This is a genomic window from Thiohalocapsa halophila (genome assembly GCF_016583825.1).
Taxonomy (GTDB): Bacteria; Pseudomonadota; Gammaproteobacteria; order Chromatiales; family Chromatiaceae; genus Thiohalocapsa; species Thiohalocapsa halophila.
Genome location: NZ_NRRV01000023.1, coordinates 1 through 25,683, shown reverse-complemented (window position 1 = coordinate 25,683; position 25,683 = coordinate 1). Strand labels below are relative to the sequence as shown.

The 25,683-nt window shown below is 63.4% G+C and carries 28 protein-coding genes, 1 tRNA gene and 1 pseudogene; 12 read left to right on the top strand and 18 right to left on the bottom strand.

Annotated elements, in window-relative coordinates; all coding sequences use genetic code 11:
* Positions 1-25 precede the first annotated feature (25 nt).
* Together groL and CKO31_RS11045 are read left to right on the top strand one after the other, a co-directional pair.
* Positions 26-1,672: a chaperonin GroEL gene (gene groL, locus CKO31_RS11050; RefSeq protein WP_200237081.1), complete on the top strand. Its 1,647-nt coding sequence runs from the start codon at positions 26-28 to the stop codon at positions 1,670-1,672.
* Between the two features lie 117 nt (positions 1,673-1,789).
* Positions 1,790-2,041, top strand: coding sequence for a type II toxin-antitoxin system Phd/YefM family antitoxin (locus tag CKO31_RS11045; protein WP_200237078.1), 252 nt, complete (start codon positions 1,790-1,792; stop codon positions 2,039-2,041).
* On the opposite strand, the gene CKO31_RS11040 is transcribed toward CKO31_RS11045, so the two are convergent.
* Positions 2,027-2,917, bottom strand: coding sequence for a DMT family transporter (locus CKO31_RS11040; RefSeq protein ID WP_242475299.1), 891 nt, complete (start codon positions 2,915-2,917; stop codon positions 2,027-2,029). The two genes, CKO31_RS11045 and CKO31_RS11040, sit on opposite strands and share 15 nt — an antisense overlap.
* 152 nt (positions 2,918-3,069) lie before the next feature.
* Here CKO31_RS11040 and CKO31_RS11035 point away from each other — a divergent pair, with 152 nt between their 5' ends.
* From CKO31_RS11035 to CKO31_RS11025, 3 genes are all read left to right on the top strand, one after another.
* Positions 3,070-3,945 (top strand): serine hydrolase, encoded by an 876-nt coding sequence (locus tag CKO31_RS11035; protein ID WP_242475298.1) that lies wholly within the window; start codon positions 3,070-3,072, stop codon positions 3,943-3,945.
* A gap of 58 nt (positions 3,946-4,003) precedes the next feature.
* Positions 4,004-4,762, top strand: a complete 759-nt coding sequence (locus CKO31_RS11030) for a type III pantothenate kinase (protein ID WP_200237069.1) — start codon at positions 4,004-4,006, stop codon at positions 4,760-4,762.
* A gap of 67 nt (positions 4,763-4,829) precedes the next feature.
* Positions 4,830-4,905: transfer RNA gene (locus tag CKO31_RS11025), tRNA-Thr, on the top strand.
* A 1,032-nt stretch (positions 4,906-5,937) separates the two neighbouring features.
* On the opposite strand, the gene CKO31_RS11020 is transcribed toward CKO31_RS11025, so the two are convergent.
* The 14 genes from CKO31_RS11020 to CKO31_RS10955 form a co-directional block, all read right to left on the bottom strand.
* Positions 5,938-6,285, bottom strand: coding sequence for a hypothetical protein (locus CKO31_RS11020; protein ID WP_200237066.1), 348 nt, complete (start codon positions 6,283-6,285; stop codon positions 5,938-5,940).
* Positions 6,286-6,521: 236 nt separating this feature from the next.
* Positions 6,522-6,926, bottom strand: a complete 405-nt coding sequence (locus CKO31_RS11015; protein ID WP_242475302.1) for a single-stranded DNA-binding protein — start codon at positions 6,924-6,926, stop codon at positions 6,522-6,524.
* On the bottom strand, positions 6,926-7,351 hold the full coding sequence (locus CKO31_RS11010) for a hypothetical protein (RefSeq protein ID WP_200237060.1): 426 nt from the start codon (positions 7,349-7,351) through the stop codon (positions 6,926-6,928). Before CKO31_RS11010 ends, CKO31_RS11015 begins: the two co-directional genes overlap by 1 nt.
* Complete coding sequence (locus CKO31_RS11005; RefSeq protein WP_200237057.1) at positions 7,344-7,976, bottom strand: hypothetical protein; 633 nt, start codon at positions 7,974-7,976, stop codon at positions 7,344-7,346. Before CKO31_RS11005 ends, CKO31_RS11010 begins: the two co-directional genes overlap by 8 nt.
* Positions 7,966-9,693, bottom strand: coding sequence for a DUF927 domain-containing protein (locus tag CKO31_RS11000; RefSeq protein ID WP_200237055.1), 1,728 nt, complete (start codon positions 9,691-9,693; stop codon positions 7,966-7,968). Before CKO31_RS11000 ends, CKO31_RS11005 begins: the two co-directional genes overlap by 11 nt.
* Before the next feature lie 193 nt (positions 9,694-9,886).
* Positions 9,887-10,822, bottom strand: a complete 936-nt coding sequence (locus tag CKO31_RS10995) for a CHC2 zinc finger domain-containing protein (protein ID WP_200237052.1) — start codon at positions 10,820-10,822, stop codon at positions 9,887-9,889.
* Positions 10,822-11,100: a hypothetical protein gene (locus CKO31_RS10990; protein WP_200237050.1), complete on the bottom strand. Its 279-nt coding sequence runs from the start codon at positions 11,098-11,100 to the stop codon at positions 10,822-10,824. Before CKO31_RS10990 ends, CKO31_RS10995 begins: the two co-directional genes overlap by 1 nt.
* Positions 11,101-11,110: 10 nt before the next feature.
* On the bottom strand, positions 11,111-11,365 hold the full coding sequence (locus CKO31_RS10985) for a helix-turn-helix transcriptional regulator (protein WP_200237048.1): 255 nt from the start codon (positions 11,363-11,365) through the stop codon (positions 11,111-11,113).
* Positions 11,366-11,458: 93 nt separating this feature from the next.
* Positions 11,459-12,271, bottom strand: coding sequence for a hypothetical protein (locus CKO31_RS10980; protein ID WP_200237045.1), 813 nt, complete (start codon positions 12,269-12,271; stop codon positions 11,459-11,461).
* 118 nt (positions 12,272-12,389) lie between these two features.
* Positions 12,390-12,632 carry a hypothetical protein gene (locus CKO31_RS10975; protein ID WP_200237042.1) on the bottom strand — a complete coding sequence of 81 codons (243 nt, stop codon included), beginning with the start codon at positions 12,630-12,632 and terminating at the stop codon, positions 12,390-12,392.
* 24 nt (positions 12,633-12,656) lie between these two features.
* Positions 12,657-14,126 carry a tyrosine-type recombinase/integrase gene (locus CKO31_RS10970; protein WP_200237040.1) on the bottom strand — a complete coding sequence of 490 codons (1,470 nt, stop codon included), beginning with the start codon at positions 14,124-14,126 and terminating at the stop codon, positions 12,657-12,659.
* A 786-nt stretch (positions 14,127-14,912) separates the two neighbouring features.
* Positions 14,913-15,659 (bottom strand): hypothetical protein, encoded by a 747-nt coding sequence (locus CKO31_RS10965; RefSeq protein ID WP_200237037.1) that lies wholly within the window; start codon positions 15,657-15,659, stop codon positions 14,913-14,915.
* Between the two features lie 433 nt (positions 15,660-16,092).
* Positions 16,093-16,707 carry an AbiU2 domain-containing protein gene (locus CKO31_RS10960; RefSeq protein WP_200237035.1) on the bottom strand — a complete coding sequence of 205 codons (615 nt, stop codon included), beginning with the start codon at positions 16,705-16,707 and terminating at the stop codon, positions 16,093-16,095.
* Between the two features lie 214 nt (positions 16,708-16,921).
* Positions 16,922-17,917, bottom strand: a complete 996-nt coding sequence (locus CKO31_RS10955; RefSeq protein WP_200237032.1) for a hypothetical protein — start codon at positions 17,915-17,917, stop codon at positions 16,922-16,924.
* 418 nt (positions 17,918-18,335) lie between these two features.
* On the opposite strand from CKO31_RS10955, the gene CKO31_RS10950 reads away from it, so the two are divergent.
* Entirely contained in the window at positions 18,336-18,833 is a 498-nt protein-coding gene (locus CKO31_RS10950) for a hypothetical protein (RefSeq protein WP_200237030.1), read from the top strand.
* A 176-nt stretch (positions 18,834-19,009) separates the two neighbouring features.
* On the opposite strand, the gene CKO31_RS10945 is transcribed toward CKO31_RS10950, so the two are convergent.
* Positions 19,010-19,888: a peptidoglycan-binding domain-containing protein gene (locus CKO31_RS10945; RefSeq protein WP_200237027.1), complete on the bottom strand. Its 879-nt coding sequence runs from the start codon at positions 19,886-19,888 to the stop codon at positions 19,010-19,012.
* Between the two features lie 521 nt (positions 19,889-20,409).
* Between CKO31_RS10945 and CKO31_RS10935 the strand changes: the two genes are divergently transcribed.
* Positions 20,410-21,015, top strand: a complete 606-nt coding sequence (locus CKO31_RS10935) for a hypothetical protein (protein ID WP_200237022.1) — start codon at positions 20,410-20,412, stop codon at positions 21,013-21,015.
* A gap of 1,032 nt (positions 21,016-22,047) precedes the next feature.
* Here CKO31_RS10935 and CKO31_RS10930 read toward each other — a convergent pair.
* Together CKO31_RS10930 and CKO31_RS10925 are read right to left on the bottom strand one after the other, a co-directional pair.
* Positions 22,048-22,830 (bottom strand): DUF2971 domain-containing protein, encoded by a 783-nt coding sequence (locus CKO31_RS10930; RefSeq protein ID WP_200237020.1) that lies wholly within the window; start codon positions 22,828-22,830, stop codon positions 22,048-22,050.
* A 397-nt stretch (positions 22,831-23,227) separates the two neighbouring features.
* Positions 23,228-23,515 (bottom strand): annotated as a pseudogene (locus CKO31_RS10925) (JAB domain-containing protein); the annotation flags it as partial.
* Positions 23,516-23,565: 50 nt separating this feature from the next.
* On the opposite strand from CKO31_RS10925, the gene CKO31_RS27215 reads away from it, so the two are divergent.
* From CKO31_RS27215 to CKO31_RS10905, 5 genes are all read left to right on the top strand, one after another.
* Positions 23,566-23,694, top strand: coding sequence for a hypothetical protein (locus tag CKO31_RS27215; protein ID WP_274607733.1), 129 nt, complete (start codon positions 23,566-23,568; stop codon positions 23,692-23,694).
* 290 nt (positions 23,695-23,984) lie between these two features.
* Positions 23,985-24,239, top strand: coding sequence for an antitoxin (locus tag CKO31_RS10920; RefSeq protein WP_200237017.1), 255 nt, complete (start codon positions 23,985-23,987; stop codon positions 24,237-24,239).
* A gap of 5 nt (positions 24,240-24,244) precedes the next feature.
* Positions 24,245-24,643: a type II toxin-antitoxin system VapC family toxin gene (locus CKO31_RS10915; RefSeq protein ID WP_207147995.1), complete on the top strand. Its 399-nt coding sequence runs from the start codon at positions 24,245-24,247 to the stop codon at positions 24,641-24,643.
* A 14-nt stretch (positions 24,644-24,657) separates the two neighbouring features.
* Positions 24,658-25,137 carry a hypothetical protein gene (locus CKO31_RS10910; protein WP_200237012.1) on the top strand — a complete coding sequence of 160 codons (480 nt, stop codon included), beginning with the start codon at positions 24,658-24,660 and terminating at the stop codon, positions 25,135-25,137.
* Positions 25,119-25,388 carry a hypothetical protein gene (locus CKO31_RS10905; RefSeq protein WP_200237010.1) on the top strand — a complete coding sequence of 90 codons (270 nt, stop codon included), beginning with the start codon at positions 25,119-25,121 and terminating at the stop codon, positions 25,386-25,388. The genes CKO31_RS10910 and CKO31_RS10905 overlap by 19 nt, the downstream gene beginning before the upstream one ends.
* The last annotated feature ends 295 nt before the right edge of the window (positions 25,389-25,683 follow it).

Sequence of the window (25,683 nt, the reverse complement as noted above, 5' to 3'; positions counted from 1 at the left end):
ATCCGAACAGCGAGGTAATCACGCCATGAGTGCAAAAGAAGTCCGCTTCTCCACTGACGCCCGCAACCGCATGATGGACGGCGTCAACGTCCTGGCCAACGCGGTCAAAGTCACCCTCGGCCCCAAGGGCCGCAACGTCGTGCTGGAGAAGTCCTTCGGCGCCCCGACCGTCACCAAGGACGGCGTCTCCGTGGCCAAGGAGATCGAGCTTGCCGACAAGTTCGAGAACATGGGCGCGCAGATGGTCAAGGAGGTCGCCTCCCAGACCTCCGACGTCGCCGGTGACGGTACCACCACCGCCACCGTGCTGGCCCAGGCCATGGTCCGCGAGGGCCTCAAGGCGGTCGCCGCCGGCATGAACCCGATGGACCTGAAGCGCGGTCTGGAGAAGGCCGTCCAAACCGCCGTCACGCAGCTGGCCGAGCTGTCCAAGCCCTGCTCCGACAACAAGGAGATCGCCCAGGTCGGCACCATCTCCGCCAACGCCGACGAGTCCATCGGCGAGATCATCGCCGAGGCCATGGAGAAGGTGGGCAAGGAAGGCGTCATCACCGTGGAAGAGGGCAAGAGCCTGCACAACGAGCTGGACGTGGTCGAGGGCATGCAGTTCGACCGCGGCTACCTCTCGCCCTACTTCATCAACAACCAGCAGAGCCAGACCGCCGAGCTGGAGGAGCCCTTCATCCTCCTGCACGACAAGAAGATCTCCAACATCCGCGATCTGCTGCCGGTGCTGGAGGCCGTCGCCAAGGCCGGCCGTCCGCTGATGATCGTGGCCGAGGACATCGAGGGCGAGGCCCTGGCAACGCTGGTGGTCAACAGCATCCGCGGCATCATCAAGGTCAGCGCCGTCAAGGCGCCTGGCTTCGGCGACCGCCGCAAGGCCATGCTGCAGGACATCGCCATCCTCACCGGCGGTACCGTCATCTCCGAGGAGGTCGGTCTGACCCTGGAGAAGACCACGCTGAACGAGCTCGGCTCCGCCAAGCGGGTGCAGATCACCAAGGACGAGACCACCATCATCGACGGCGCCGGACAGGATGACGAGATCAAGGGCCGCTGCGAGCAGATCCGCGCCCAGGTCGAGGACACCACCTCCGACTACGACCGCGAGAAGCTCCAGGAACGCCTGGCCAAGCTCGCCGGCGGTGTCGCCGTCATCAAGGTGGGTGCTGCGACTGAAGTCGAGATGAAGGAGAAGAAGGCCCGTGTCGAGGACGCCCTGCACGCCACCCGTGCGGCGGTGGAAGAGGGCATCGTCCCCGGCGGCGGCGTCGCCCTGGTGCGCGCCCTGACCAAGATCCGCGGCACCATCCACGGCGCCAACAAGGAGCAGGACGTCGGCATCGACATCGCCTTGCGTGCCATGGAAGAGCCGCTGCGTCAGATCGTCAGCAACGCCGGCGCCGAGGCCAGCGTGGTGCTGCACAAGGTCGCCGACGGCGAGGGTAACTTCGGCTACAACGCCAGCAACGGCGAGTACGGCGATCTGGTGGAGATGGGCATTCTGGACCCGACCAAGGTCAGCCGCACGGCCCTGCAGAACGCCGTCTCCGTGGCCGGCCTGATGATCACCACCGAGGCCATGGTGGCCGAAGAGCCCAAGGAAGAGACCCCGATGCCCGCCGGCGGCGGCGGCATGGGCGACATGGGCGGCATGGGGATGATGTAACAGCGGATCTGTCGCCCCCTTTCGCAACAAGGCGGGCGACAACGCCGCTGAGCTCGCCATGGATGGCGGCGAAGAAAGCCCCGCTTCGGCGGGGCTTTTTGCGTTTGGGGCTTGGGAATGAATCGCGTACTGGCGGATTGTGCAGCCACGCTGGATGAGCTGCGCCGGCATCCCGCCGCGGTGCTTGCAACGGCGGGCGAGGAAGCCGTTGCGACCCTGGATGAGGACAAGCCCGCGGCCTATCTGATCTCCGCCCAAGCCTTCGAGGAGCTGCTGGAGCGACTCGACGACGCCGAGCTTGCGGACACCGTGCGGCAGCGGCACTGGGAGATCGGCCAAGCCGTCGATACGACCCTAGACGCGCTTTGAGCGCTGCGCACTCAGCACGATTCCCCCGGCGATCAGCGCTGCGCCCACGGCGTGGAACCATTGCAGCCGCTCGCCGAGTACCAATACGCCCAGTAGGATGCCGAATACCGGCACCAGGTGCATGTATTGGCCTGTGCGGTTGGCGCCGAGCTCGGCGACGGCGCGGTTCCAGAAGAGATAGGCCAGCACCGATGGGAACAGCGCCACATAGCCGATGGCCGCGAGGTTGCCCGCATTCAGCGTAAGCCCGATGCCCTGCTGTAGCTCCCAGGCGTAGAGTCCCGCCAATGGCGGCAGGCCGAGCGCCACCAGCGCGGTCAGGAAGCCCGCGGGGGCCAGCCCCGCCGGGCGCAGCCGCAGCAGCACGGAGTAGATCGCCCAGTCCAGGGTCGTCGCCAAGATCCAGGCATCGCCTGGGCGCAGACCGATGTCGAGCAGCCGGGCCGGCTCGCCGGCGGAGACGATGAGCCACACGCCCGCCAGCGACAGGGCAAGCCCCAGGAGCGCCAGCAGCCGCGGGCGATGGCGCAGCACCACGAACGACAGCGCAACGATCAGCACCGGGGTCGCCGACGACAATAGCAGCGCATTGGTGGCCGTCGTGTCCTGGAGGCCGATGTAGAGCATGGTGTTGTAGCCCGTGACACCGAGCAGCGCGAGGGCCGTTAGCAGGCGCCAATGCCTTGCGAGCAGGGCGCGCTGGCGCCACAACGCGGGCAGGCCGAAGGGCAGCAGGATCACCAGTGCCAGCGTCCAGCGCCAGAAGGCCAGCGCCAGCGGCGGCAGGTCCGCGTGTAGTGCCCGGGCGAGCACGAAGTTGCCGGCCCAGAACAGCGGGGGGAAGGCGGCCAGCAGCCAGACCGGGATGTAAATCATGGGCATCGTATGTCGGCAGGGTACTTGCGGATGACAGTCTGCGCGACCAATTTGCAACAAGCCGCTGCATTCCTGCCACGCTGCCCAGAAAGATGTGCCATACTGACACTGCTTTGCCTCGGAGAAACAGACGGCTGGCGGGAAGACTTCAGATGAATTCGCAAACCAAGGCACGCCGCATCCTCACCGCGGCCGTCGCGGTCTGCGCGTTGCTCGCAGGCATGAGTCCGGCGCTCGCGGGTCCGGACATTCGCTCCGCGGTGGCACTGATCATCGATCACAACGGCAACCGGCTCTACAGCCGGGGCCCCAAAGAGGTCCGGCCCATCGCCAGCATCACCAAGCTCATGACGGCGATGGTGGTGCTCGACGCCCAGGTGCCGCTGGACGATCCCGTCACCATCACCGAGCAGGACCGCGACCGCCTGCGCTGGAGCCGCTCCAGACTCTATATTGATGAAGCAACGCTGTCCCGACGCGACATGTTGCGTGTTTCCCTCATGTCGTCCGACAACCGGGCCGCCCATGCCCTGGGGCGCACCACCTTCGCCGGCGGCACCGACGCCTTCGTCGCGGCCATGAACGCCAAGGCCGAGTCCCTCGGCATGCACGACAGCAACTTCGCCGATACCTCCGGCCTCGACGCCCGCAACGTCTCCACGGCGGAGGACCTGGTACGGCTCATCCACGCCGCGTCGCAGTACCCGCTGATCCGGGAGATCACCTCCACCGGCGAGTTCACGGCGCGTCCCTACATCGAAACCAAGCGCGGCCCACTCCAGTATCGCAACACCAACCCCTTGGTGCGCGACAGCCGCTGGACCGTGGAGCTCAGCAAGACGGGCTACATCCACGAGGCCGGCCGCTGCCTGGTCATGCAGGCCGTCGTCGCCGACCGGCGGCTCTACATCGTCCTGCTCAACGCCCAGGGTAAGCTCACCCCGGTGGGCGACTCCAACCGGTTACGGGATTGGCTGCGCAACGGCGGCGAGCAGCTCACCGCCGGGCTGGACGCGGGCCATCGCTAGCAGCCCCCTCGGCTGGCACCGCCGCCGTCAACCCACAAATCTGCTTCGGTTCGGGCGCATGCGGCTCCTCGTCGACATCGGCAACAGCAGCGTCAAATGGGCGCTGCAAACGGGGCAGGGGGGACCCCTGGAGGGCTTCGGCTCCGCTCTGCACAACGGCGCGCTGCCGCTGGATCTGCTGGCCGTCTGGGACGAGCTGAGCCACATCGACGCCGTCATCGCCGCCGGCGTCGGTCCGCAGACGGTCAAGGACGCGGTCATCCAGGTGTGCGAATCCCGTTTCGCCCGCAGTCCCCGCTGGGTCCGGACCCAGGCCCGAGCCAACGGCATCCGTATCGCCTACACCGTGCCGGAGCGACTCGGCGTCGACCGCTTCCTCGCCCTCATTGCCGCCCACCAGTTGGCGCAGGCCGACGCAGCGCCTGCCGCCAGCCTCATCGTCGACGCCGGCACCGCCGTCACCTATGACCTCCTCGCCGCCGACGGCCAACACCTGGGCGGACTCATCCTGCCCGGCATCCGCCTGATGCGCACGAGCCTCCTCGCCGGCACCCAGATCCCGCTGCACGAGCCCGCCGAGGCCGACCTGGCCTGGGCCGCCGACACCGGCGAGGCCGTCGCCGCCGCCAGCATCCAGGCTCCGGCGGCGCTGACCGAGCGCCTGTACCGGCGCCTCGCCGAGCACACCGGCACCGAGCCCCGGCTCGTCCTCACCGGCGGCGATGCCGACCGACTCGCCGCCGCCGCGACGCGGCTCTCGGCTGAGCAGGTCCCGGACCTCGTGCTGCGGGGCCTCGCCGCCGTCGCCGCCGATTGAGGCGACCACTTGTCTGGCATACAATGCGGCGTTGGCTGCCGGCACTGCCGGCAGCCGTCCCTCCCACGCTGGCGTAGCTCAGTTGGCAGAGCAGCTGATTTGTAATCAGCAGGTCGTCGGTTCGAATCCGTCCGCCAGCTCCATAAAATCAAGGTCTTAGGCGATTCAGGCTCCGGCGCCCGTTCCTTGAGTCACCATAGAGTCACCAGCCGGGCGGATTTCGGGCCTTCCCTGGGGCTCCGGGAGCGCCGGCAGGTGGGCACCGCCATGGCCTCGACCCCCTGGGGCTCCGGGAGCGCCGGCAGGTGGGCACCGCCATGGCCTCGACCCCCTGGGGCTCCGGGAGCGCCGGCAGGTGGGCACCGCCATGGCCTCGACCCCCTGGGGCTCCGGGAGCGCCGGCAGGTGGGCACCGCCATGGCCTCGACCCCCTGGGGCTCCGGGAGCGCCGGCAGGTGGGCACCGCCATGGCCTCGACCCGCTGGGGCTCGCCGCTGCCCTATCCTCGCATCATGTCCGCTCGCGCGGTTAGGCCGGCAGCCGGGGTGTGCTTGCGCGTGCTTGCCGCCGCATCGAACACGGCTCGGCGCCGCGCCTCGGGCCGTTCCTGGGGTCGCTTGGCCGCCGATCCGGGCCGCCGGCAGGTCCGGGCGGGCGCGCTCGGGCGCTGTTGTCGCAGGCCAGCGTAACGGGTCGCAGGATTGTCCCACCTGTCCCACCTGTGTCCCACCAGGGGTGGGACGCGAAGGCGCGCGTAACAGACTGTTCCGACTGTGTTTTTTCGAGTGTCCCACCTGTCCCACCTGTCCCACCGCTATTTGCAGCAGTGAAGGGAAAACGACGCAGGATGCAGGCACAGGGTGAAACACAGGATGTGGCACGGGGTGTGTATATGTATGTGTCTACAGGGGAAACACACAGGGGGTGCAGTGGGACGGGTGGGACGCTGCATGCTTTTCCCGCCAACTGTGCAAAATCGGGTGGGACAGGTGGGACAGGTGGGACACGTCCGGCTTTCTCTTTATAGTCAGAGGGTTAGAGTGCTTCGCGCTGTCCCACCGCGGGTGGGACGCAGGTGGGACAGGTGGGACAAAGTTACGGCAGACTACGATGGGTTACGGAAACAGGGGGACAGCTTGAGCGTAACCCCTGGGTAGTTAGCACGGATCGCCGGTCTAGGGCTCCGCATCGGGTGGGCGTTGGATGCTCGCCGCGAAGGCCAACAGGGCCGCCGCCGCCTCGATTCGCAGGGCCAGCGGGGCGCGGGTGCTGGCGAGGGCATCGGTCAATGCGTCCAGGGCCTTCGGGGTCAGGGCCTCGACGCGGGCGCGGGTGTCGCCGTGCTCGGCAAGCTCCACCAGGCGCCGCAGCTCGGCGGTGAAGGCCGGGTCACGCCGCCAGCGGGAAACGGTCTCGGGCCGAACGCCGACGGCCGCCGCCGCCTCGCTGCCGCTCGCGCCGCGCACCAGTCGGCGGGCCGCCTCCAATTGCTGGGGGGTCAGCGGTCGGGGGGTGTCGGTCATCGCAATCAGCCTCAAGCCGGGCGGGACTGTTGCAGGGCGTTGCCTATGCTGCTGCCGTAGGGGCTAGCGGAATTTCGCGACTCTCGCGACCGCAACGCAGAAGGCGCAGAAGGACCCGCAACCCTGCAAGGCCATGCGGGGCATGTGCAACGCAAGTGCCGCAACGGCTGTGCAGCGCGGCGCAAGAACAACGCTCCGCGCCCAACCGCGCGCCGCGGGGCCTCGCTTCGCGGGGCTCAGAACGGGGGCAGCTCATCGTTTAGGGTCGGCGAGTCGGCGCCGTTGGCAGGGGCGGTGCTGGCGCTGCCGTTGCCGCGGGCGCCGCGCTTGCCGCCGGGGCGCACGGTGCGGGCAGACACCAAGGCATCGGCTATCAACTGCCAGTTTTCGCGCTCGTTGCCTTCGGCATCGGTCCAGCGCGACAGCTCGAAGCGCCCGGCCGCCGACAAGGTTTCGCCTTTCGCGTGCTTGGCTAGCGCGTCGGCTAGCCGGCCGAAGGCGACAACGCGGACCCATAGGGTCGCCTCGCTGTCACGTTGAGAAACGTCCACGGCAACGCTCGCCGTGGTCATCGGCTTGCCGGTCTTAGTCGCGATAGGCCGCGGGTCTTGCCCTAGGCGCCCGTGAATGCTGGCTTGCATCATGTTCGCGCCTCCGCCGAAAGGCGCGGGCGCAGCAGCGTTGCAAGCCTGTCCCGCACGAACTTGCCAGCGTCGCCGCCGTCGCCGCCGGCAGTTGACTCCCGCGCCGCAAGCTCACGCAGGGCGGGCTCAACGCACAGACGTTCATAAAGCGCTGCCATACTCGGGCGGTCCTCGGGCTGGGATAGGACGCACCAGCGCACCAGCCGATGCAAAAACTCGGCATCGTCGCGCGGGCTCGCGGCATCCAAGCGCACGACGGCCGCCAATGCCGCACGCTGGGTGTTCTCGCCTTCGAGCGCCGCGCGCAGTGTCGCCGGGTCGGCTTCGGCTAGGTAGTCATTCAAGCGTTCGGTCGCGGCATCAATCGCCGCCGCCGTGTCGATCAACGCTGCCAGGAACTCGCTTAGCGGGTGTTCATTCATCGTGGGGTTGCCTCGGTTGGTGATCCCGGCATGCGTGCCGGGCGTTGGGCCAGAGGGTCGGCGGGCGTCGGCTCGCCGGGGCTTGGATGCGGCAGGCGCCGAAGCCGGCCGCGGGGTTTGTGCGGTTCCGCCGAAAGTGCCGGCAAAACGCACAGGTGACGGGCGCCGCGCACTTGGGCTCGACGGGTGTAGGTGTCGGCTCGGGCTCGGGGTCGGGCTCGGCGGGCGGGGCGCTCAAGGCGAGCGCCAGGGCTGCCAGGACTTCCGGGCGGTCGGCAATCTCGGGCCAATCGGGGCCGGCCGCCGCCATCAGCTCGCCAGCGGTCAAGCCGCACCAATCCGGGCGGGTCTCGGCAGGATCGGGATGCAGCAGCGCCGCGCGCCGCTCGGCTTCGTATGACGATAGGCCGCCGTCGTGTTGCATGATTGCTGCGCGCTCGATGCGGGCTTCCAGCCAAGCCGGGGGCGCGCCGGTGTCCTCGCCGGGGGTCGGTGCCGCCGCGGGCGCCTCGGGGCCGGCAGGCGGCTCGGCGGGCGCGTTGCCGGCCGCGGCCTCGCCGCTGGGCGCGTCAGCGGGTTGGGGCCGGTGCCGGCCGAAGCGTTGGGCGAACCGTTCAAGGTCCATCAAACTCGCCGCCCGCGACGGAATCGGCCGTAAAAACGTAGACCCGCTGGGGATTCTTGGCGCCCGGCAGCCGTATTTTTTGGGTCGTCTTGCCGTCGCTGTCCGGCAGCAGCAGGCCGCGGCGGAGAAGGACGCGGGCCGCGTCGCGCGGGTCGTGACCTTCTACAACCTCGCGGGCGAAGGTCTCGCGCAGTACGTACAGCCAGAGCGTGCCATCGGCCTTGTCCTCTTTGAATCCAGCGCGCTGTGGCACTTCTGGCATGTGGTCGTCCAGCCGCTCGGCGCGATCTTTCCACGCGAGTCGGTTTGAATGCCGTTCAAACCAATGCCGAACCTGAGACAACAGGTCCCGCTCTTCGGCAGGGACCGGGCCGCCGCGGGCCTTCAGCCAATCGGCAAAGCAGCTCGCCGCGGCATCGTATGCCGCGCCTTCGGGCCAGCCGGTGATACCTTCCGCAGTCGCCAGCTCGCCGCCGACGGCTACCAGGGCGAAGCGTTGGGCAACGCGGCGCACTTGTCCCGACGGGTCCTTGATGCCGCGCAGGGCGTCGGAAACGAACAGGTCCCGTTCCCGCCTGACGATGCGCGGCAGCTCGGCGCGATGCTCCACCAGGGCGCGGACGAAAGCGACGAAGGGGGCGCCGTAGTAGCTCGCCGCCGCGTCGGTCAACCGCAGCGCGAAGGCGCCGCCGTCCGGGTCGTCGTGCAGGTCCTCGAAGCAGCCGAGTCCGGCGCCGGCATCGGCGGGCACCTCCGCCATGCGAACCTCTTGACCCGCGCGGGCGCGCTTGTTCGCCGCCTCCATGTGCTGGGTTAGGCCAATCTCACCAGACGATAGGAACAGCAAACGCCAACGCTTGATCGGCCGCCCGTCACCATTGCGGCTCGCGCGGACCTTCCCGGCGCCGGCCGCCAGCATATAGGCCGCTTCGCCGGCCGCGCGCGGCTCCATCTGCCCCAGCTCATCAAGGATCAACGGCGCGTCGTTATGCAGCTCGGCGGTCGCCTCCAAGCCGTTGTCCGTAGTTCGCCAGCGGTCCAGGAAATCAGGCGGGCCGCAGACGGCGGCCGCGACCCGCTGGGCCGTCGTCTTGCCGCTGCTACTGCCGTCGGTGCTGGACCCGCGCAGGTGGAAGCCGCCGCTCTCGGCGCCGATCAGGTGCAGCAGCGGGGCCGCGAAGGGGACCGACACGCAGAACAGCAATCGGCTGTTGCCGATGCAGAGCGCGCCAACGTGCCGCCGCCAGTCCTCCACGGTGCCGCGCGTCGCGAAGGCGGGACCTTCCGAAAGCTCGGCAGACAAGACGACGGGCTCGGGTCCGTCGCCTATCACTTGGCCGGGCAACACGAAAGCGCCGCCGGCCGTCCAGCCGGTGCGCGTCGTTGAAGTCGCGCGCGCGTCGGGGCGCCAGCGCTGCAACAGTTCAAGGAACGCGCGTCGGGCCTCGGGATGGGTGCTGACTTCAAGGCCAAGCCGGGCCAGCCGCGACCGCAAAGCCTCGCCAGACCCTTGCAGGTCCGCCGCGGGGATGCTTAGGCGCCGGGGCCGGCCGTCGGGGTCGGTGAACTCCGCCAGCCGGCCGAAGTCCTCGCCGCGCTCATCGCGGGTCATCGCGATAACTTGCAGGCCGGAACAGACCCAAACGGGGGCCGGCGTGTCGCCGCCTTTGTGGCGGGTGCTGTCAGGCTTGCGGTAATAGATGCCGCCGTCGCGCACCTCGAACGGATACGGCAGGCCGCCCGCATCGCCGGCCGCCGGGGCCGCGTCCTCGGGCGCGCGCGCGCGCTCGGGCTCGGGCTCGGGGTCGTCAAGGGGGCGCCAGCGGGCCGCCGCCGAGAAGGTCTCGGCGGTCCATCCGGCCTTGAGGGCGTCCGCCGCATCGTAGCCTTTGGGCAGGTGGCCAGTCCTCCTAGCTGGCATCGGCGGGCGCCTCGCTGATGCTGGACAGGTCCAGGACCTCAGCGCTTGCCGCGCCGGCCGCGCGGGCGAGCTTCGCCATCGTGCGGGCGTAGTTGGCGCCGGCCTCATCGGCATCAGGCCAGATCAGGACGCGCCGGCCGTGCAGGGGGGACAAATCCGACAGGGCCGCCGCGTTGGCGCCGTTCATGCTCGCGGTCGTCACCATGTCCGGCAGCAAAGCCGCCGCCGCATCGCTCGATTTCTCGCCTTCGCAGATGCAGACGGGGGCCTCGGGCCGTGCGGTGAGGGCTTGCAGGTTGTACAGGGGGCGCGGCTTCGGCGGGGCTCGCCATTGCCAGCCGCCCGCCTCGGTCCATGTCAGCGGGGCGAATACCTTTCGACCCTGGGGCGGATCGAACCGCAGGACGAAGGCCAGCGGGCGCCCGTCCGCGTCGGTATAGGTCCAGGTTGCGGACGGCTCGCCGTGCTTGGGGTGCGCGCTCGGGCGTTCGGCTAGGGCCTCGGGCGGGATCGGCGCCGCCGGGGTTGTCTTCGGCTCGGCTCGGGGATTGTTGCGTTGCGGGCGCTGCCGGGGTGCCGGCTTGGGATCGGCGCCGGGCTCGACGTGATACCGCTCAGCCAGGGCCGCGCGTGCGTCATCGAAGCTTAGGCCGTCGCGCAGCATGGCGAAGTCCAGGATGCTGCCGCCATTGGCCTCGCATCCAAAGCATCGGAAAGCGCCCGTGCGCAGATTGACCCCGAAACTCGGGGTGCTGTCCTCATGAAAAGGACAGCCGACGTTCTGGCTCCAATCGTCGCGGCCGGCCTTTATGGCCGGGCTATTCGGCAGCTCGTTGGCGTAGAACGCCGCGGGCGGGATGCTCGCCTTCAGGTGGTCGGCTCGCAGCAGGCGCCGGCCGTCGCTGGGGCGATCCTTGGGGGCCATCAATGGAGCCGTCCGGCAGGCTCCGATGCTGCCTGCGTCGCCGCCGATACCACCTTCAGGATCGCCACTAGCTCATTCTGGGTCGTCACAATTTGGTCAAGGTCGATTCCAAGTCGGTTCAGTTCGTACAAGGCCGCGGGTCCCTTGTCATCCGGGACTTGATCCAGCGCTGCCAGGACGGGCAGCAGGCGCAGGAAACGCGCGGGGTCCGCGCTTTCCCGGCGCACCAAATCCGCGGGAACCGTGACGGATGATCCGGGAACAGGGATGTTCTTCATGGGTTCCACCTCAAGCCGCCGCCGGGCCGTTGTCGCTGGTGTTCGCGCGGTTCTGATCCTCGACCCATGCCGTCAGGTCCTCCGCTCGATAGCGGACGTTCGCGCCAACCTTCACGTATCGCGGGCCGCCGCCGCGCACGCGCCAGCTCTGCAACGTGCGGGGGCTGATGGCCAGATAAGCCGCGGCTTGGCGCTCGGTCAGGAACGGCCGCAAGGGTGCCGCGTCGGCATAGGGGGCATGCTGGGTGGTGGGGTGGGCGTGCATCGATTGTTTGCCTGCTGTGTGTTGCGATGTGCGACACAGCATGCCCAATCGCCGCCCACCTTCGGCGGAACAACTGCGGGGCGTTTTGCGGGCTCAGTTGTTCCGGTTCTGCCGCGCGCGCGCTTCCGCAACCGCTTTGCGGGTGAAGGGGCCGCCAACGGCCGCCGACAGCAAGCGGGCCGCGTCCGCGTCGCCGATGTGCAACGGGGCGTGCAGGCTGTATTGCAGCCGGGCGAGTCGCCGGTCCAAGTGCCGGACCCAATGCGCAACGCGGGCGGTCTCGCGGTCGCTGGCGTGCTCGCCGCCGGGGGCGTTGCAGGCCGGTTCATGCTCGGCGAAGGCATCGGCGAGGGTGCGCACCAGCGCCAGCGGGTCGGGCAGGTGCTCGACATTGACGCCGGGGGCGTTGCCGGTCGTCAGCCAGGGGGCGCAGTGTTCGGCGAATCGATCAGGGCGCGGGGTGCGCATGGCCGCAGCGCTTAGCAGGGCCTCGGGCAACAGCGCCGCGTCCGGGGCGGTGATCCGGTGCCGCTCGGCGGTCTCACAATAGGTTGCCAACCTGTCGGCGAGGGCGTCGGCAAGGTCGGCGATCTCGGGGGCCAATGTGCGGCAGGCGTGCAAGGCCGCGCGGGCTTCCGGGTCGGTGGACTCGGGCAGGGTCCAAAAGGCGTCAAAGATCAGCCGCCAATCGGTGTCGGAGCGCCGGACCTTGGCCAGCCGCCACCAGGTGCGGGCGATCTCAGGCGGGCCGGCAGGGTCGCAGGGGGAATCGGGGGCAATGCCGAGCAACCGGGGCGCCGCCGCTGTCATCGCCGGGCTGTCGAAGTGCGGGCGCGCTCGCAGCTCGAGCCAACATTGCCAGACGGGCGCCGGAACATACTCCGGGCGGGCGGGGGCGTCGGCCATGGTCGCGCACCTTCAACGCGCGGGCCTTCAGGGGAAGGACCAAGCCAGGGCGGTGAAGGGGCCGCCCGTTCGGGGATCAGCCTAGGCTTGGTCGGTGCAGTGTAGCAGGGGCGCGGGGTCAGTCGTTCGTTGCTTCAACGGCAGCAAGGCCGGCATCGGTAATGGTCAAGTGCCAATACTCCGCGCCGTAAGGAATGCCGGTGGCCTCATGTATCGGCCGGTCAATCTCGATCATCCCGGCCGTTTCAAGTTCATCAAGCCAATCGGCAACCTCGGTGAAGTGTCGCCCGGCTTCGTCGCGCTCGCACAGTGTTGCCAGCTCTGCCAATGCAGGGGCGGGCAGGGTGTCGTTGCTTGTCATCGTCGTTTCTCCGTGGGTCTGGGGTCAGTCGTTCGCCGCGCGGGTCGCCGGGTTGCCGTAGTCGTCACGGGCGAAGCGAGTGCATGCGGCATCCTTCGCCGCACGGGGTTCGTCATAGAAGGCGGATCGGCGGTTGATACAGGCGCCGCTTGTGGCGTTGCTGTAGTCCTCCGCCCAAAAGCCGCAGGCGCCGCAACGGTTCAAGCGGGCCGGTGGGCTCGGGACCTCGGGCGGCAAATTGGTACGCGCGTCCGGATCTTCGGGCTTGGCGGCCGGGGCCGGCAGGTGGGCCACCTCCGCCGCGGGAGTCAGGCCGGCCGCGCCCATGATGCGGGCGCCGTGCTGTTCCAGGGCGTTGCGTACGCTGTCCTCGCCGAAGCGGGCATATACCTGGGTCGTGCTCGCGTTGCTGTGATTCAGAACCCGGCCGATCAGGTGCAGGCTGTTGCCGGATTGGGCGAGCCAGCTTCCAACCGTCCGCCGCAGGTCGTGAAGGCGCACGTCCTCGACGCCGGCCGCTTTGCGGACGCGCTGCCAGGGCTTGTCTATGTTCACCAGGTGCGCCGGGGCCGCCGCCCGTTCCTCGGGGGGCGCGCCGCGCGCGCCGCGACCGGGGAAGATGTACGGGTTGCCGTCCGTCCGCGGTATCTGCCGCAGCAGAGCCAGGGCCGGGCCGCTCAGAGGGATGTAGTGAACGCCGCCGGCCTTCGTCTCGGGCAAGCGCAGCTCCGCCCGCTCGAAGCTCACATCAGCCCAACGCGCGCGCAGCAGCTCGGACTTCCGCGCGCCGGTTAGCAGGTACAACCAGAGGGCATGCCGCGCGGCTTCGTTCGGTTCCTCGTTGATCGCTTGGGCCAGCCGGGGCAATTCCTCGGGGGTTAGCCAGCGGTCGCGCTTCGCCTCGCTGAACTTGTCAATGTCGCGGGCGGGGTTGCCGTGGTCCTCGGGGATGTAACCCCAGCGCCGGGCAAGCTCGAATATCTTCGAGAGTAGGGCAAGCGTGCGGTTCGCCTCATAGGGCTTGCCGGCCTTGCCGATCCGCGAATGCAGGGCCGCGACATCCGCGCGCTTAACCGCCTTCACCTTCAGGCCGCCCCATGCGGGCAGGACGTGTTGCCGGATGCGCCGCGCATCATCGCGCGCGCTCCGCTTGGCGTTGCCGTGCCGCTCCATGTACGCGGCGCACAGGTCCCGAACGCTCTCGCCGCGCGCTTCCCGCTGGCGATCCTCCAAGGGGTCGGCTGCGCCGGTCTCGACCTTGGCCAGCTCCGCCCGCGCCGCCGTTCGCGCTTGGTCCAGGGTCAGGACCCCGTAAGCGCCGATCGTCAATAGCCGCTTCCGTCCGCCAACTCGGTAAGACAGCACGAACGCCTTCCGTCCGCTCGGGTAAACCCGAACGCCGAAGCCGGGCGGGTCGCTGTCCCAAACAACAAAACGCTGACTGGTGACTCCCTGATAGGTTAGTGAATCAACAACCTTTTTCGTTAACCGCATGCCGCTCTCCACAATGCTGAGAACCCGAATTCAGCCGCCTTCGACCATCTGATAAGTCACCAATGCCGCCGAAGCCCAAGCCGCCGCCGGAAGTCACCAATAAGTCACCAGAAGGGGGCGAAAAGGGTGGTAACTCACCGCAAAGGATAGCACAGGGCGAAGCGTTAAGATGCTGTTTTATAGTGCTCTATCGAAATATGTCGAAACCGAGAGAAAGGCCGAATCTGTGATTTGTAATCAGCAGGTCGTCGGTTCGAATCCGTCCGCCAGCTCCATTAAATCAATCGCTTAGCGCTTTATCTCCGTTCTGCTAGACGATTTGGTGGGACTGAAAGTGGGACTTGCGGTAAGCATTGGATTTCCGGTCCCACCACAACGCCTCAGCGCCTAACCCAGCTCTCGGCAGCATCTTCGGGGCGTAGTGGATGCGTCTCGGATCGGCTGGCACCTCCCTCCTCCCTCCAAGGCACTTGGCGCACCGCGACGCTTGCCGCTTCAAACCTCGCTCCATGCCAACGACAACAAAGAACCTTTACATAATCGCGAACTTTGCATAACGACCCAAAGCCGACCAGCGACCTAGGACCGCAACGTCAGCGCCGCGCCTGACCCCGCACGTGCCTTGGGGCTGATCGGCGCGCGACCCCGAGTAGCGTAAAAGTGCCCTATCGGAAGCGTTCTGGCCAACCCCAGTTTCGTTGACTTCCGCCCCAGGGCATGACTTAGGATTTCCTGATACTTCAGCGTTAGAAAGTTTCCTGCAGCAAAAGCCGTGCGCGCTTTTCTCTACTCAATCCATAGACAGCTAACTTTTGCAACTACAGCGCCGCTTGTCCGAATAGTGATTTCCTCTGCTGGTGGCTGAACGATCCAGTCCTGAACGGCAACGTATCGTCCGGCTGGGCCTTCGGCGATGCAACGGAGCTTCCCGGAACGCTCTACACGAACAACTACGTTAGTAAAATCCGCGCCTGCGCTAAATACTCGCTCTACGGAGAATCCACGGCCACGAACCCCTTCTTCCCGTTTTTGCGCTAACTGCGCCTGGTTTTTCCTTTGCCGTTCCCTCTGTGCCCTCAGTTGTTCACCCGCCTGTTCAGCAATCTCGTCAGCGACCTTATGGATGGGATCATCGGGCGGGAAGGTTTCAATCTCGTCCAAGATCTCGATAGTTCGTCCTTCCGTCCGAAGCCTATCTGTCAACGTGTTTGTCTCAGACTCCGTATGCGGCTTGTATCCGCAGTTTCTGAGAATCAAATCCAGCAGCCCCTCCTCAAAAGATGTCCCAGGCGCTACCGCTACACACCCACCGCGGGAACCGCTGCTGCCGCACCAAATAGCGTAACCCTGTGCCTCCAAACGGTCCGTATAGTCGGCCGCGCATTGCTCCCAAACTGACCCAGTCAGGACAGTTTTCTCGCCAGAAGCTCCAAGCGAATCCGACTCCGTTGCGTGAGTAATAGCGCAGCCGGATATGAAAACCGTCATTACCACCGCAGGGCTGATAAGTGCTGGATGGCTCTTCTTGGCCATATTTACGTCCTCTACTGATTTCTACGAAACTGAGATTGCTGAGTCTACAAGCCAGCAGTGATCGAGAAATCCGCGTCCGTAGGCCAAAATGCGGTTCAGGCTTCTTGTTTCGTAGATATGGAAAATGGACCGAAGGGGGAACATGCCGAGATCTACAAAGCGGTCCTCCCAGCACTAGTCTTGCAATACTCGACGTATCTCATCCGTGGGAGCGCCCGGAGTTGGCTTTGGGCCGCAGATCCGTTCGAGGCCGAACACACATCCCGAGCCCATGCATTCCGGCCTTTCATTTCCTGCAGCAACAGTTGCCGGGTCAGGACTTCCACCCACTGAGAAGACGCCGCCTTATCACGGCGCACACCCGAAGCGGACCCCACGCCTAGAAACCGTCGCGACTGCGACAAGCGGCGCGTAGCACAGGACGACAAGAGCGTTACAGCCCCCTCGGAAGGTTGCGCCGGAGGTCATCCAGGGGCACGATACCTTCCTTCACCAATTGCTGATATCGCTCCGCCTTCGCAAGCGCAGTGATCAGATGCTCACCGTCTGCATCCATCACAAAGTTATCGTAACTCGTCTTTGATCTCGCGTAGTGAAACTCGACAAGATTCATTATCTCTCGAAGAATCGCGAGAGCATTTTCGCTCTCTTGCCGCGACGGCCCAGGTAGCCGGCTCTCCATGACTGCCTGCCGACTCGATACGTCCGTATGGGCTATAAGTTTGTTTCGCCGCTTCCGAAGTCCTCTGCATGCGCGTTCGAAACGCTCCAATAGCGGCCCCATGGCTTGGGCCGCCTCCCGCTCGCTCGCGTCTTCTAGTTCAGCCTGGAGGCGTCGCAAAGTAACATTCTTCTGTTGCCCCGCGCCGGCACCCTCCCCAATTCTCGCCAGCCGAAGCTGTACGTTGTCCAAAAGCGACGCATGAACAATCTCCGCGAAGCTGGACGCTGTGTTGATTAGCAAGTCAAGACGCTCTTTGTTCATGCCGAAGAGCTGCCGATAAATGCTCCAGTACCCATGCAACCAGGTGACATCCTCATAGAGCATTGCCCAAAGCTCTCGCGCCTCGGACGGTAAACAGTTAGCAAGAGGCGCTTGCACGCGGGATCTCCTATACGAACACGAGACACGAAGGCGCTGATGTGCGCGACAGACCAACAACCAGAAAAACTGACAGGTCGTACTCGGCGGTTCAGGGTCCGGGGCTATAAGAACACTGATCAGCGCCGGTCCAGCATTAAGTGTACTCTAGCCTTTGAGGTTATGGCTCTACTTCCTCAACGACGGGCTGCCGCAACAACGTTTTGCCCAGCTTCTTGACGATTAACCATCCCGCAGGAACACCGCCCATAAAATTCACTCTGCAGGTATATTCGTAATCGTCTCTTGTAAAGGTGTAATGATGATTGCCGCCACTACCGTCCGGTATCATAACCCCGTTAGTAAGGATCAAATTCGGCTGTTCCATGGTACTCTGGTTGCGACTCCACGCAGCATATCGAAACTCCCCGCTCGATGATCTGTCAATGCGTATCCTATACTCATTAGTCAGCCACTCAAGTACAGGCTCAGAATATTGCCTCAAACTATGATGCAAAGTGCTTTTCTCGGCCTTTATCAACGCCTCCCTCTGCTGTTCTTCACTCTCGGCTTCGTAGTTTATTGAGCGGAGCTTCCCGTCAGGTGTCAGCCACAACACTCCGTCCATGAAAACGATCCCACGATTACCGATTCTTTGCCAGTCCTGCAGGACGTCGGAGTTCACTATCTTTTGCTTCAGGTCCTCACCGAATATGGCATCAAATCTTTGCTTGAACTCCGTTGCCGTGTGTACACTCACCAACGGGTACGCTCTGCGAAGCGGGTATTGAACGAGACTCGACAGCCTCTCTTTGTCGTCGCGCTTTACCGCATCGACAAAGTTCCGGATCAAGCTTGAGTAGAGGGTAGCTGAACCGCTTGTCTCCGCGGACGACAAGCTGGCTTTCGCTTTCAACTCGCGCTGTACACACATTAACATGATCTGGTAGCTACCACCCGCCGTCTGCGCGACGCTACTACAGAAATCCTCGATGCGGGAGGGCGGGCTCAGGGCATCGAGCTTACGCATTGCCTCCGCCTCTTGCTCACGACAAGTCTGTTCAATTTGGTAGCTGTCTCGTGCGGCGTCGGCCACTTGACGACAAAAGGTATCGATTTCCTGTGCGTCCACGCTCGTGGCCACTGAGAGACAAGCAACCAGCCCAAGCTGTTTCATTTGTGCACCTCTGAATACCGGACTCAGCTTGCGAACAAAAACTATGGTAGGCATGATCCATGCCGCGGCTCGGATGGGTGATCACGGCGCCCGACAGCAGGCGTCGAGGCGTGTTCGATCCCAGCCGGGCGCACCGGGCCGCCCGAGCATGTGAGGGGAGCAGCGGGGCTGCAAAAAAGCACACAAAGGTGTTGCCTGCCACAATCTGACACACATTCGATAGACTAAACCCGATGCGCTTGAGTACGTCTCACAAAAATGGAGGGTTTCCGTGTCGAGATCGTCCCGCCGCGTCAGATCGCTAACTGCTTGCCTGACATTACTGGTCGCCGGCTGCGCGGCCTCGCCGACAGAGTCTGCTAGTCCCGCGAAGCAGCCAGCCGAGATCAGGACGCTTTCCGAATGGAACCAGTGCGCGATGGAGGTAGTCGATAACCTGGAGAATTATTGCGAGGATTGCTCAAGTGCGGCCGGAGAGCTTGCAACAATAAAGAAAGTGTGTGGTGATAAGCCGGGCGAGCGCCTAGACGAGCACCAGCGCCAATTGCTCGCTGACGTGTGCCGGCAGCAGCCATTCGACGATCTGGCGTTGGTCTATAGACGAGAGTTTGAGACGTATGGCATCGGGAGCCCCATCTGGAAAATGGCTGCAACGGAGTGCAATCGAATCTACACCGCAAACGCTGAGAACCGCAAGCCAGAGGACGAACGGTTCGCCCGTGACCGCTTCGAAGCGGACGAGACGCGCACAGACGACAAAGCTGCCGCTCGCAGCAAGCCGATGAATATCGAAAGGGCTTACCAGGCCAGTTCGGACTACGTGGGCATCGTCATCCGCACGAACGAAGCGCGGAGGCTGAAGTGCGCGCTGCTAAACGGGGGGGTGATTACCTTCGTGTCGAAGATGGTATCGTAACGCCTCCGGCCGACGAGATTCTAATACGGTCAGGAGGAATTATCTGGGATTCGGTACGCTGCTGGTATTGAAGCGGGATATAAAATAGTGGGACTCCGGCCAGGTCGCTTATTGTACGACGGTGCCGATGCCGGACGACCTCTCTTCCACTCCGTTGAGTCCGACAACAAGTGTGGTCAAGGCAGCTCGTTGAGCCGTTCTGCGAGGTGCTGCTCGACCTGCTTTGGATTCCACTCTCCGGAGATGCAACGCTCACTCGCTTCTTGCTGAATCTTTCCGAGAGTTTCACCGCGCCCGGCGTCGAGCAACTTAAGCTGAAGCTTCCAACCGGGACCTGACGAGATCGCCTCGTCGCATTTCAAGATGTGCGCGACCTTCGGCACGAAGCACGTTCCCGATATCAACGCAGCGAACACATTCAGCTCAAGTAAGCGCGCGTCTTGAACCAGGCCGTGATCGGCGACGAACGCGTGCAACGCGGCTCTGGTCTTAGGTCCGTCCTTGCCGTCAATTCCGCCCGGATCGTACCCTAGCTCTGTGAGACGTGTCTGCGTCCATGCTAGAACCTCTCGCCAGTCGGCCCCGTCAAAGGCGTAGATGGGCACCGTCTCGCATTCGGGTATTCCGCTCTTGTTCCAAGCGAACCATTCGTCCGAGCTCATCGCGAAACTGTGGTCACCTTCAAGAACCGGATTCTTGCCATCGGTTGGGAATCCGTTCGCTCCCTCAGAACTCCCGACATCAGGTTCCTGATTCAAACCAGGCAGCACGGAGCTGCCTGCAGCGTCCCGCGCAGAGCACGTCACGGTTTCCCAAGAACGTCCATGAGTGGCTACGATAACCTCGGTCGCCGGGGCATGGACCGTCCATGGCTGCGCCGCTATTGTGGTTCCGGACGCGTTTTTGAGGGCGCACTGCACGCGCAACTCCCCAGTCGTGTCGATAACGATCCTAGCGAACTCTCCATCCGCGAAGGCGGCGGAGACCTTCCACTCGGCAGCGTAGCAGGTGTCGAGACCTGCAAGAACAATGATTGCTGCGATGATACGTTTCATTACCGTGCCTCCAGCTCACCTTGCACTAGGCCCCTCACTCCAGGCTCACTATGGCTCAGATCGTCCGGGATGCTGAGTGCGGTGCCAGGCAGACCGTGGGACCGACAGGCGACACGCAGACTGCCCGCGGCGCTGCCACCCAGGGCGAGATGGAGTACTCTGGCCATCAGTCAACTCGTCTCTGCGCCGTGTCGCGGTCAACGCGTCCAGCTTAGGGCGCTGACATTTTACGCGAGTCGAAGGAGCGGTAGCGGCTGACAGCCGCCTGACGGGGATGCTGGCCCGAACGTCTGCTCTGGGCCTGGCTGCGGACACTGCCCGACTGGGAGCCAGCGGCAGTTCCCGACCCCGAAGCCGTCACACGCTCTGGCGAGCGAGCGGGCCGTGCCGTCGCTCCCTCGACCCTAAAGGTCCACTGTGGGATCATAAGTCGGCCGAACCTCGTGTGTAGCCAACTGGCAAGGGTCGCCGAACATGGCGTTCATTGTGGACGACGTTTCGGTTGACGACACTACCGAAAGGTGGAGAAGAAGAGAATGACCGGATATCGAATTACGACCGGGGTTGCAATATTCTGGCTTATTGTAGGGAGTGCTGCCGCCGGACAAGAGGTAACCAGAGAACCCGGAGGATCGATTGGGACGGAACTCGGGTACGGAGTTCTCCTGAATGCCGGCTCATCTCTCACGCGCAAATGGATCACCATACATGACGGCTCGTTACCAGCCGACATCGATGGGACAGTAGGGATAAAGACAGCCTTCGACAAAGAAAAACGTCGCTACGAATACACCACTCGATACGCAATCAAAACGCAGGAAGCCCTCTCCGCCATTGAGGTTCGCTTCTTAGTCTTTGACGTGTGGGGGGCACACATTAGAACTCTGTCGTCGACAGATATCGTAGATATCGCGGCCGACGCCTATAAGCGGCTTGACGCTACATGGAGACTATACTCCGAGAACGAGGCGTCTGAATACTATGCGTCCATTGCTTGGATTGCCCGCATCAGAACCAAGGACGGGAGGGTTATCAAGACCGACCCCGAAATCGTCCTTGACGAAGCCACGAAATTTTCGGAGCAATTCTCGGAAGATGACCTAGAGCCGAAATCAGATACGAAATAGCAGCCTTTCCGACGCCCTTCAGCCCAAGTAAGGGCCTTGATCATAAGTCCGCCCAAAACCCCGTTCGCCGGTGGTGTCCCGCCTGCCAAGCCTTGAAAATTAGCTACTTAGTCTGGTGCGCCAGAGACCGCTGCGGCAGGTGGACGGAGTTATGATCAAAGCCCAAGTAAGGCGAAGCTACACCTAGTAGCCAAACCTCTCTAAGTGCACGGACCGAATATGTTGGTAATCCTTGCGAGCGCTGTCACCTAGGTCGTCCAATCCATTGTTCTCGACGCGTTCTACAAAATCGTTGAGCTTAACGCAGGGTTCGTACACCGGGTCTAGCCTCTTGTTTATGCCGATCGTCCCCGGTGGCAGCGCATCGCACATCACAGCACTCTCGTATGCCCGAACTACAGCGCTTTCGCTTACTGGAGGACTGGGGGTGTAGTCAACTGAGTCACCGCAACCACTGAGGGTTGCAACCATGCAAAGGCTCGTCGCAGGGATTGCCACGAGCCATTTCGCTTTGAACATCGTAACCTCCGCAGACATTTGTACGAAGAAAACAAAAGGTAGTTGAGCGGTACCCGAACGCTACCAACAGGCTTGCTTGTCCCCACCTGATAACCTACGAAATTCAACCGCCTCGCGCCTCGAGCTGGTAGCAAGTGTTTATTTCACCCTGGTAAACGCTCGCTCGACCTTCGCTTGGATCGGGCTGGGGGACACCAGCCAGATGACGACGCTGGTCCGCATTCGCAGTCCCCAGGTTTCTTATCTAAAAAACAGAACGCTAGCGAGGCTGGGTGTTGCCTGAGTCTTCTCGGTAATCAGGTGTCCTAAAGCCTATCCTGGGCGGTGAAGTCGCCATGCTACTGCGGGCTGTTTACTCCCGCTAAGCGGCCTTCGGTGGTCTTAGGTCTGAGCGCCGCCTACGCTCCTGATCGAGCCTCATGGGCAAAAGCGCCTCCTCCTCAATACATCAGAATTAAGGATACGGGGTCAAGCACAATCGAGCCGAAATCAGGGTGACATTCTCCGCGCCCGCTACAGAGAGGTCAACACATACGCGCTATCCTGCCAACGTACACGCCGCAGCTCAAGCTTCAAAGGTTCGACTAAATGTACGATGGCTGGTCGGTATTGGTCCGGAAACCGATCACCAAACACTATACCTTTCAAGGCATCCCTGATAGTGACAAAGACTTCTTCTGTCGGGTGCTGCATCTTGTTCAGATACACCACCCGATACTCACGCTCGTCTTCGAAGTCTCGTGCCTTCCGAAAGTAAAGCACATCTTTGTTATCCAAAACATATTGCAGGGCTACTTCGTAGAGATTGTGGTTGCGTATTCGCCGAGCATCTATTGGCAAACCCGGGATGCGTTGTTCATCTGGGTCCACATATGTAACCTCGGACTTCAAAAACTCCTGAAGATTGTTTTCGTCTCGCTTCAAGGACTTCTCCAAGTCGGTTTTCGACAGCACCAGGCATACTCCCCAGTGGTTCTCGCCATATTGCGCCCACATTCTTGGCTTCAAAAGTCCGCTTTCGCTGATGTCTCCATCGCGACCATATCTGTTGGTGCAAAATGCAAGGAATCTTGATTGCTGAAGAATCCTGTAGACCCACCAAAAGGCTTCGTCGAGCATCGTGTCGCGTCCACTTGGAGCGAAACCAGAAACTGTGGTGGCCTTTGGACGGTATTCCCATGGGTCGTTTGTTCCGGAGAAATGCCCGAACCTCAGGTGCGGTAATTCTCCCCCAAGTATATGCTCGATTACCGTTTCTTTTCGTGTGTAATGGAAAATGGCGTCTTCACTGTTCAAGAACTCTCTGCTTAATACTTGACCTTCATCGCAGATATTGCGCAGAAGCATAATGGGCACCTAAATGTGCGTCTCCCTCATCTCCGCAGTTTTCGGTTTCCCTAACGATGAGCGAGGCGGGCGAGTATAAAAAAACAACAACTGAAAACGCGCACGGGTGACAAGCCCTAAAGTCGGGCCGCTAACGCGTCGAGTTACGCCAGTCTTAGGAATACTGGCGGTGGTGAGTGGAAGCGTCAAGGTCTGCTCATGGCCGTTTGCTGCCAATCGGCAAGCCTAGATCCAGTGTCCGTTGCGTGACCGAATCGTGCCAATCGCGGCGCACGGCGGCCAGTACATCTGGCCGCAAGCTATCACGCGCCTGGGCGGTAAACAGTATGTGCCTAGTCTCAGACGGCTACAACAGCCCACGCTCAGCAAAGGACGCGCCTTCGCCTTCACCGATCACGATATCGTCGAGCACCCGCACCTCGATCAAGGCCAGCGCATCCTGCAAGCGCTGCGTGATCCGCAAGTCTGAGTGACTGGGCTCAGCGACGCCTGAGGGATGGTTGTGGGCCAGGATCACGGCGGCAGCGTTCGCGTGGGGCACCAGCCTTGCCACCTCGCGCAAATGCACACTGGCCCCGTCGACGGTACCCCGGAACAGCTCGTGGTACTGGAGCACACGGTGGCGGTTGTCGAGCTGGGGGACGTGATGAGCAGTGCACCTCCCTCGGACTGGGGCCTCGATGAATGATCCTGCTCGACACCCACCTCTGGTATAGGTGGACCAAGCAGATCAATGGCAAGCTCGACGCCGGGACGATCGCCCTGATCGAGGCAGCCGACGAAATCGCGGTTTCAGCAATTTCCTGCTTCTAAAGGGCATGGCTTCATACTCACGGCCGCATCGACCTCGCCATGTCGCTGGATGACTGCCTGACAGTCGTCGAGGCTTTTCAGACTGTGAGCTTTCTTCCTGTCACGCCGAGGATTGCGGCTCGCGCAGTCGTACTACCGGAGCATCACAAGGACGCACTCCCTGCTCGGCTAACCACTAACCACTAACCACTAACCACTAACCACTACCCTTGCATCCCCCCAAAGCCAAAGCCAAAGCCAAAGCCAAAGCTAAAGTACATCCAGCCCAGGATGTACAATCGGAGGTCTGCATGACTACCCTGACCACCCGCGTCTTTATGAACGGCAACAGCCAGGCGGTGCGCATTCCCGCGGAGTTGCGACTGGATACAGATCAGGTGGAGATTCGCCGCACGGCGGACGGGGACCTGATCCTGCATCCGCTGCGCGAGCGGCGGGGCGACGCGTTGCTGCGGATCCTCGACGGCTTCGACGACGAGCTCATCCGTGCGCTAGAAGAGGATCGGGCCGGTCAGACACCGGCGCAGGAGCGCAGCGATCTGTGACCTATATGCTCGACGCCAACATCCTGATCTATCTGATGAAGCATCGCCCACCGGGGATTGCCAAGCGGATCAACGACCTGCCCGAGGACGCGCTGCTCTGCATGTCGTTCGTGACTTATGCGGAACTGCTCAAAGGTGCCGAGCGCGGCACCCGCAAGCAGGACGTGTTGCAGCGACTCGGGCTACTGATCCGGCAGGTGCGCGTGGCCTTTCCGGTCGACGCGGGCATCTGCCGACACTACGCGGAGCAATCGACCCGCCTGAAGGCAGCCGGCACGCCGATCGGTGGCAATGATCTCTGGATCGCGGCACACGCCTTGGCGATGGACGCCGTTCTGGTGACCAATAATCTGCGTGAATTTGCACGGATCAGCGGGCTGGCCATGGAAAACTGGTCTGCCTAGTGCGGAGCGCCCCCATGGACTGGCGACGTATCGAGGGCGCGCTGGCCGAACGCTTCCACCACGACGGCCACCGCGTCGTCTTCTGGCATGACCCGGAGCGCGAGTTCGAGGTGGTGTTGGTCGAGCTTGCCCTTGATTGCGTCTCAGTACTGCGCCTCGACGAGCACTCGGCGCTTGAGGTGAAGGTCCGCCTGGAACAAGAGGACCCGAGCGGCCGCTACGTGTTCTATGCCCCGTTCGAACCGCCCGCACCCGACCAGGACTGGCTGCTCGACATCCGCCTGTATAGCGCGAGCTTCAGCGCGGACCGGGCCTCGATGCTGCTCGCCGAGCTGGGTCTCAGCCAACAGTCCCTGCGCCAGCACCTCGCCGACCGGGCCAAGTTCTTCGTCAGTCGGGAGCGGCTGGAACGGCTGAAGAAGCTCGTCAGCCCAGCGGATACCGAGATCTTATTGCGCAGGATGGGCGGTCCATCATGCTGCTGCGGGATGTGAAATGGGAATTCTTGCTCCCCGAAGAGGAGCGGGGCGTGAAGGTCTCCGATGAGGCCGAAAAAGAGGGGTATGACTGGCAAGAGAACTATCTTGAAGAGATCCGGCTCGGCAAGACCACATTGGAGCTCAAGAGCACCGCTTACGCACGCAAGCTGGATCTCAGAAAGCTGAGTAAGGCTGACTGGAAGGCCATGAAACGGGTGTTGCAGACGATGAACTTCGATCGGCGTTTCCGGCTAATCGAGGGCTGAGCCGGGAAAACGAGAAGGCTGAGGACCTGTCGCGGGAGTCGGGAAGGGCGGAACAAGTCTGCACTGTCGTAGCAGAGGCCAGTGCGATGCGTTGACGACAGACGCTGCCACCCAAGGAGGGATCGATCCCCTGTACGGGGAAGGCGACCAGTGCAGGGCGCGACTGCTTGTTAGCGGCTGAGCGAACCTGCGCATAAACGGTGAACAGTTCCGCGACGCCCGCCCGAGGGGCACGGGGTACTGGCTGCGAGGCTCGCTGCGAGGAGCAGGCTCAGAAGGGCATGTCGTCGTCGAC

Bases quoted from the DNA above. Each gene is read 5' to 3' on its own strand.
- CKO31_RS10995 (WP_200237052.1), bottom strand. From the start codon at position 10,822: ATGGCCCCCAAGGATCGCCCCAGCGACGGCCGGCGCCTGCTGCGAGCC.
- CKO31_RS11015 (WP_242475302.1), bottom strand. From the start codon at position 6,926: ATGCAAGCCAGCATTCACGGGCGCCTAGGGCAAGACCCGCGGCCTATC.
- CKO31_RS10960 (WP_200237035.1), bottom strand. From the start codon at position 16,707: ATGCTCTATGAGGATGTCACCTGGTTGCATGGGTACTGGAGCATTTAT.
- CKO31_RS10905 (WP_200237010.1), top strand. From the start codon at position 25,119: ATGCTGCTGCGGGATGTGAAATGGGAATTCTTGCTCCCCGAAGAGGAG.
- CKO31_RS10910 (WP_200237012.1), top strand. From the start codon at position 24,658: ATGGACTGGCGACGTATCGAGGGCGCGCTGGCCGAACGCTTCCACCAC.
- CKO31_RS11035 (WP_242475298.1), top strand. From the start codon at position 3,070: ATGAATTCGCAAACCAAGGCACGCCGCATCCTCACCGCGGCCGTCGCG.
- CKO31_RS10955 (WP_200237032.1), bottom strand. From the start codon at position 17,917: ATGAAACAGCTTGGGCTGGTTGCTTGTCTCTCAGTGGCCACGAGCGTG.
- CKO31_RS10970 (WP_200237040.1), bottom strand. From the start codon at position 14,126: ATGCGGTTAACGAAAAAGGTTGTTGATTCACTAACCTATCAGGGAGTC.
- CKO31_RS11045 (WP_200237078.1), top strand. From the start codon at position 1,790: ATGAATCGCGTACTGGCGGATTGTGCAGCCACGCTGGATGAGCTGCGC.
- CKO31_RS27215 (WP_274607733.1), top strand. From the start codon at position 23,566: ATGATCCTGCTCGACACCCACCTCTGGTATAGGTGGACCAAGCAGATC.
- CKO31_RS10975 (WP_200237042.1), bottom strand. From the start codon at position 12,632: ATGACAAGCAACGACACCCTGCCCGCCCCTGCATTGGCAGAGCTGGCA.
- CKO31_RS10950 (WP_200237030.1), top strand. From the start codon at position 18,336: ATGGAGGTAGTCGATAACCTGGAGAATTATTGCGAGGATTGCTCAAGT.
- CKO31_RS11005 (WP_200237057.1), bottom strand. From the start codon at position 7,976: ATGGACCTTGAACGGTTCGCCCAACGCTTCGGCCGGCACCGGCCCCAA.
- CKO31_RS11020 (WP_200237066.1), bottom strand. From the start codon at position 6,285: ATGACCGACACCCCCCGACCGCTGACCCCCCAGCAATTGGAGGCGGCC.
- CKO31_RS11030 (WP_200237069.1), top strand. From the start codon at position 4,004: ATGCGGCTCCTCGTCGACATCGGCAACAGCAGCGTCAAATGGGCGCTG.
- CKO31_RS11010 (WP_200237060.1), bottom strand. From the start codon at position 7,351: ATGAATGAACACCCGCTAAGCGAGTTCCTGGCAGCGTTGATCGACACG.
- CKO31_RS10990 (WP_200237050.1), bottom strand. From the start codon at position 11,100: ATGAAGAACATCCCTGTTCCCGGATCATCCGTCACGGTTCCCGCGGAT.
- groL (WP_200237081.1), top strand. From the start codon at position 26: ATGAGTGCAAAAGAAGTCCGCTTCTCCACTGACGCCCGCAACCGCATG.
- CKO31_RS10915 (WP_207147995.1), top strand. From the start codon at position 24,245: ATGCTCGACGCCAACATCCTGATCTATCTGATGAAGCATCGCCCACCG.
- CKO31_RS10980 (WP_200237045.1), bottom strand. From the start codon at position 12,271: ATGGCCGACGCCCCCGCCCGCCCGGAGTATGTTCCGGCGCCCGTCTGG.
- CKO31_RS11040 (WP_242475299.1), bottom strand. From the start codon at position 2,917: ATGATTTACATCCCGGTCTGGCTGCTGGCCGCCTTCCCCCCGCTGTTC.
- CKO31_RS10965 (WP_200237037.1), bottom strand. From the start codon at position 15,659: ATGGCCAAGAAGAGCCATCCAGCACTTATCAGCCCTGCGGTGGTAATG.
- CKO31_RS10985 (WP_200237048.1), bottom strand. From the start codon at position 11,365: ATGCACGCCCACCCCACCACCCAGCATGCCCCCTATGCCGACGCGGCA.
- CKO31_RS10920 (WP_200237017.1), top strand. From the start codon at position 23,985: ATGACTACCCTGACCACCCGCGTCTTTATGAACGGCAACAGCCAGGCG.
- CKO31_RS10945 (WP_200237027.1), bottom strand. From the start codon at position 19,888: ATGAAACGTATCATCGCAGCAATCATTGTTCTTGCAGGTCTCGACACC.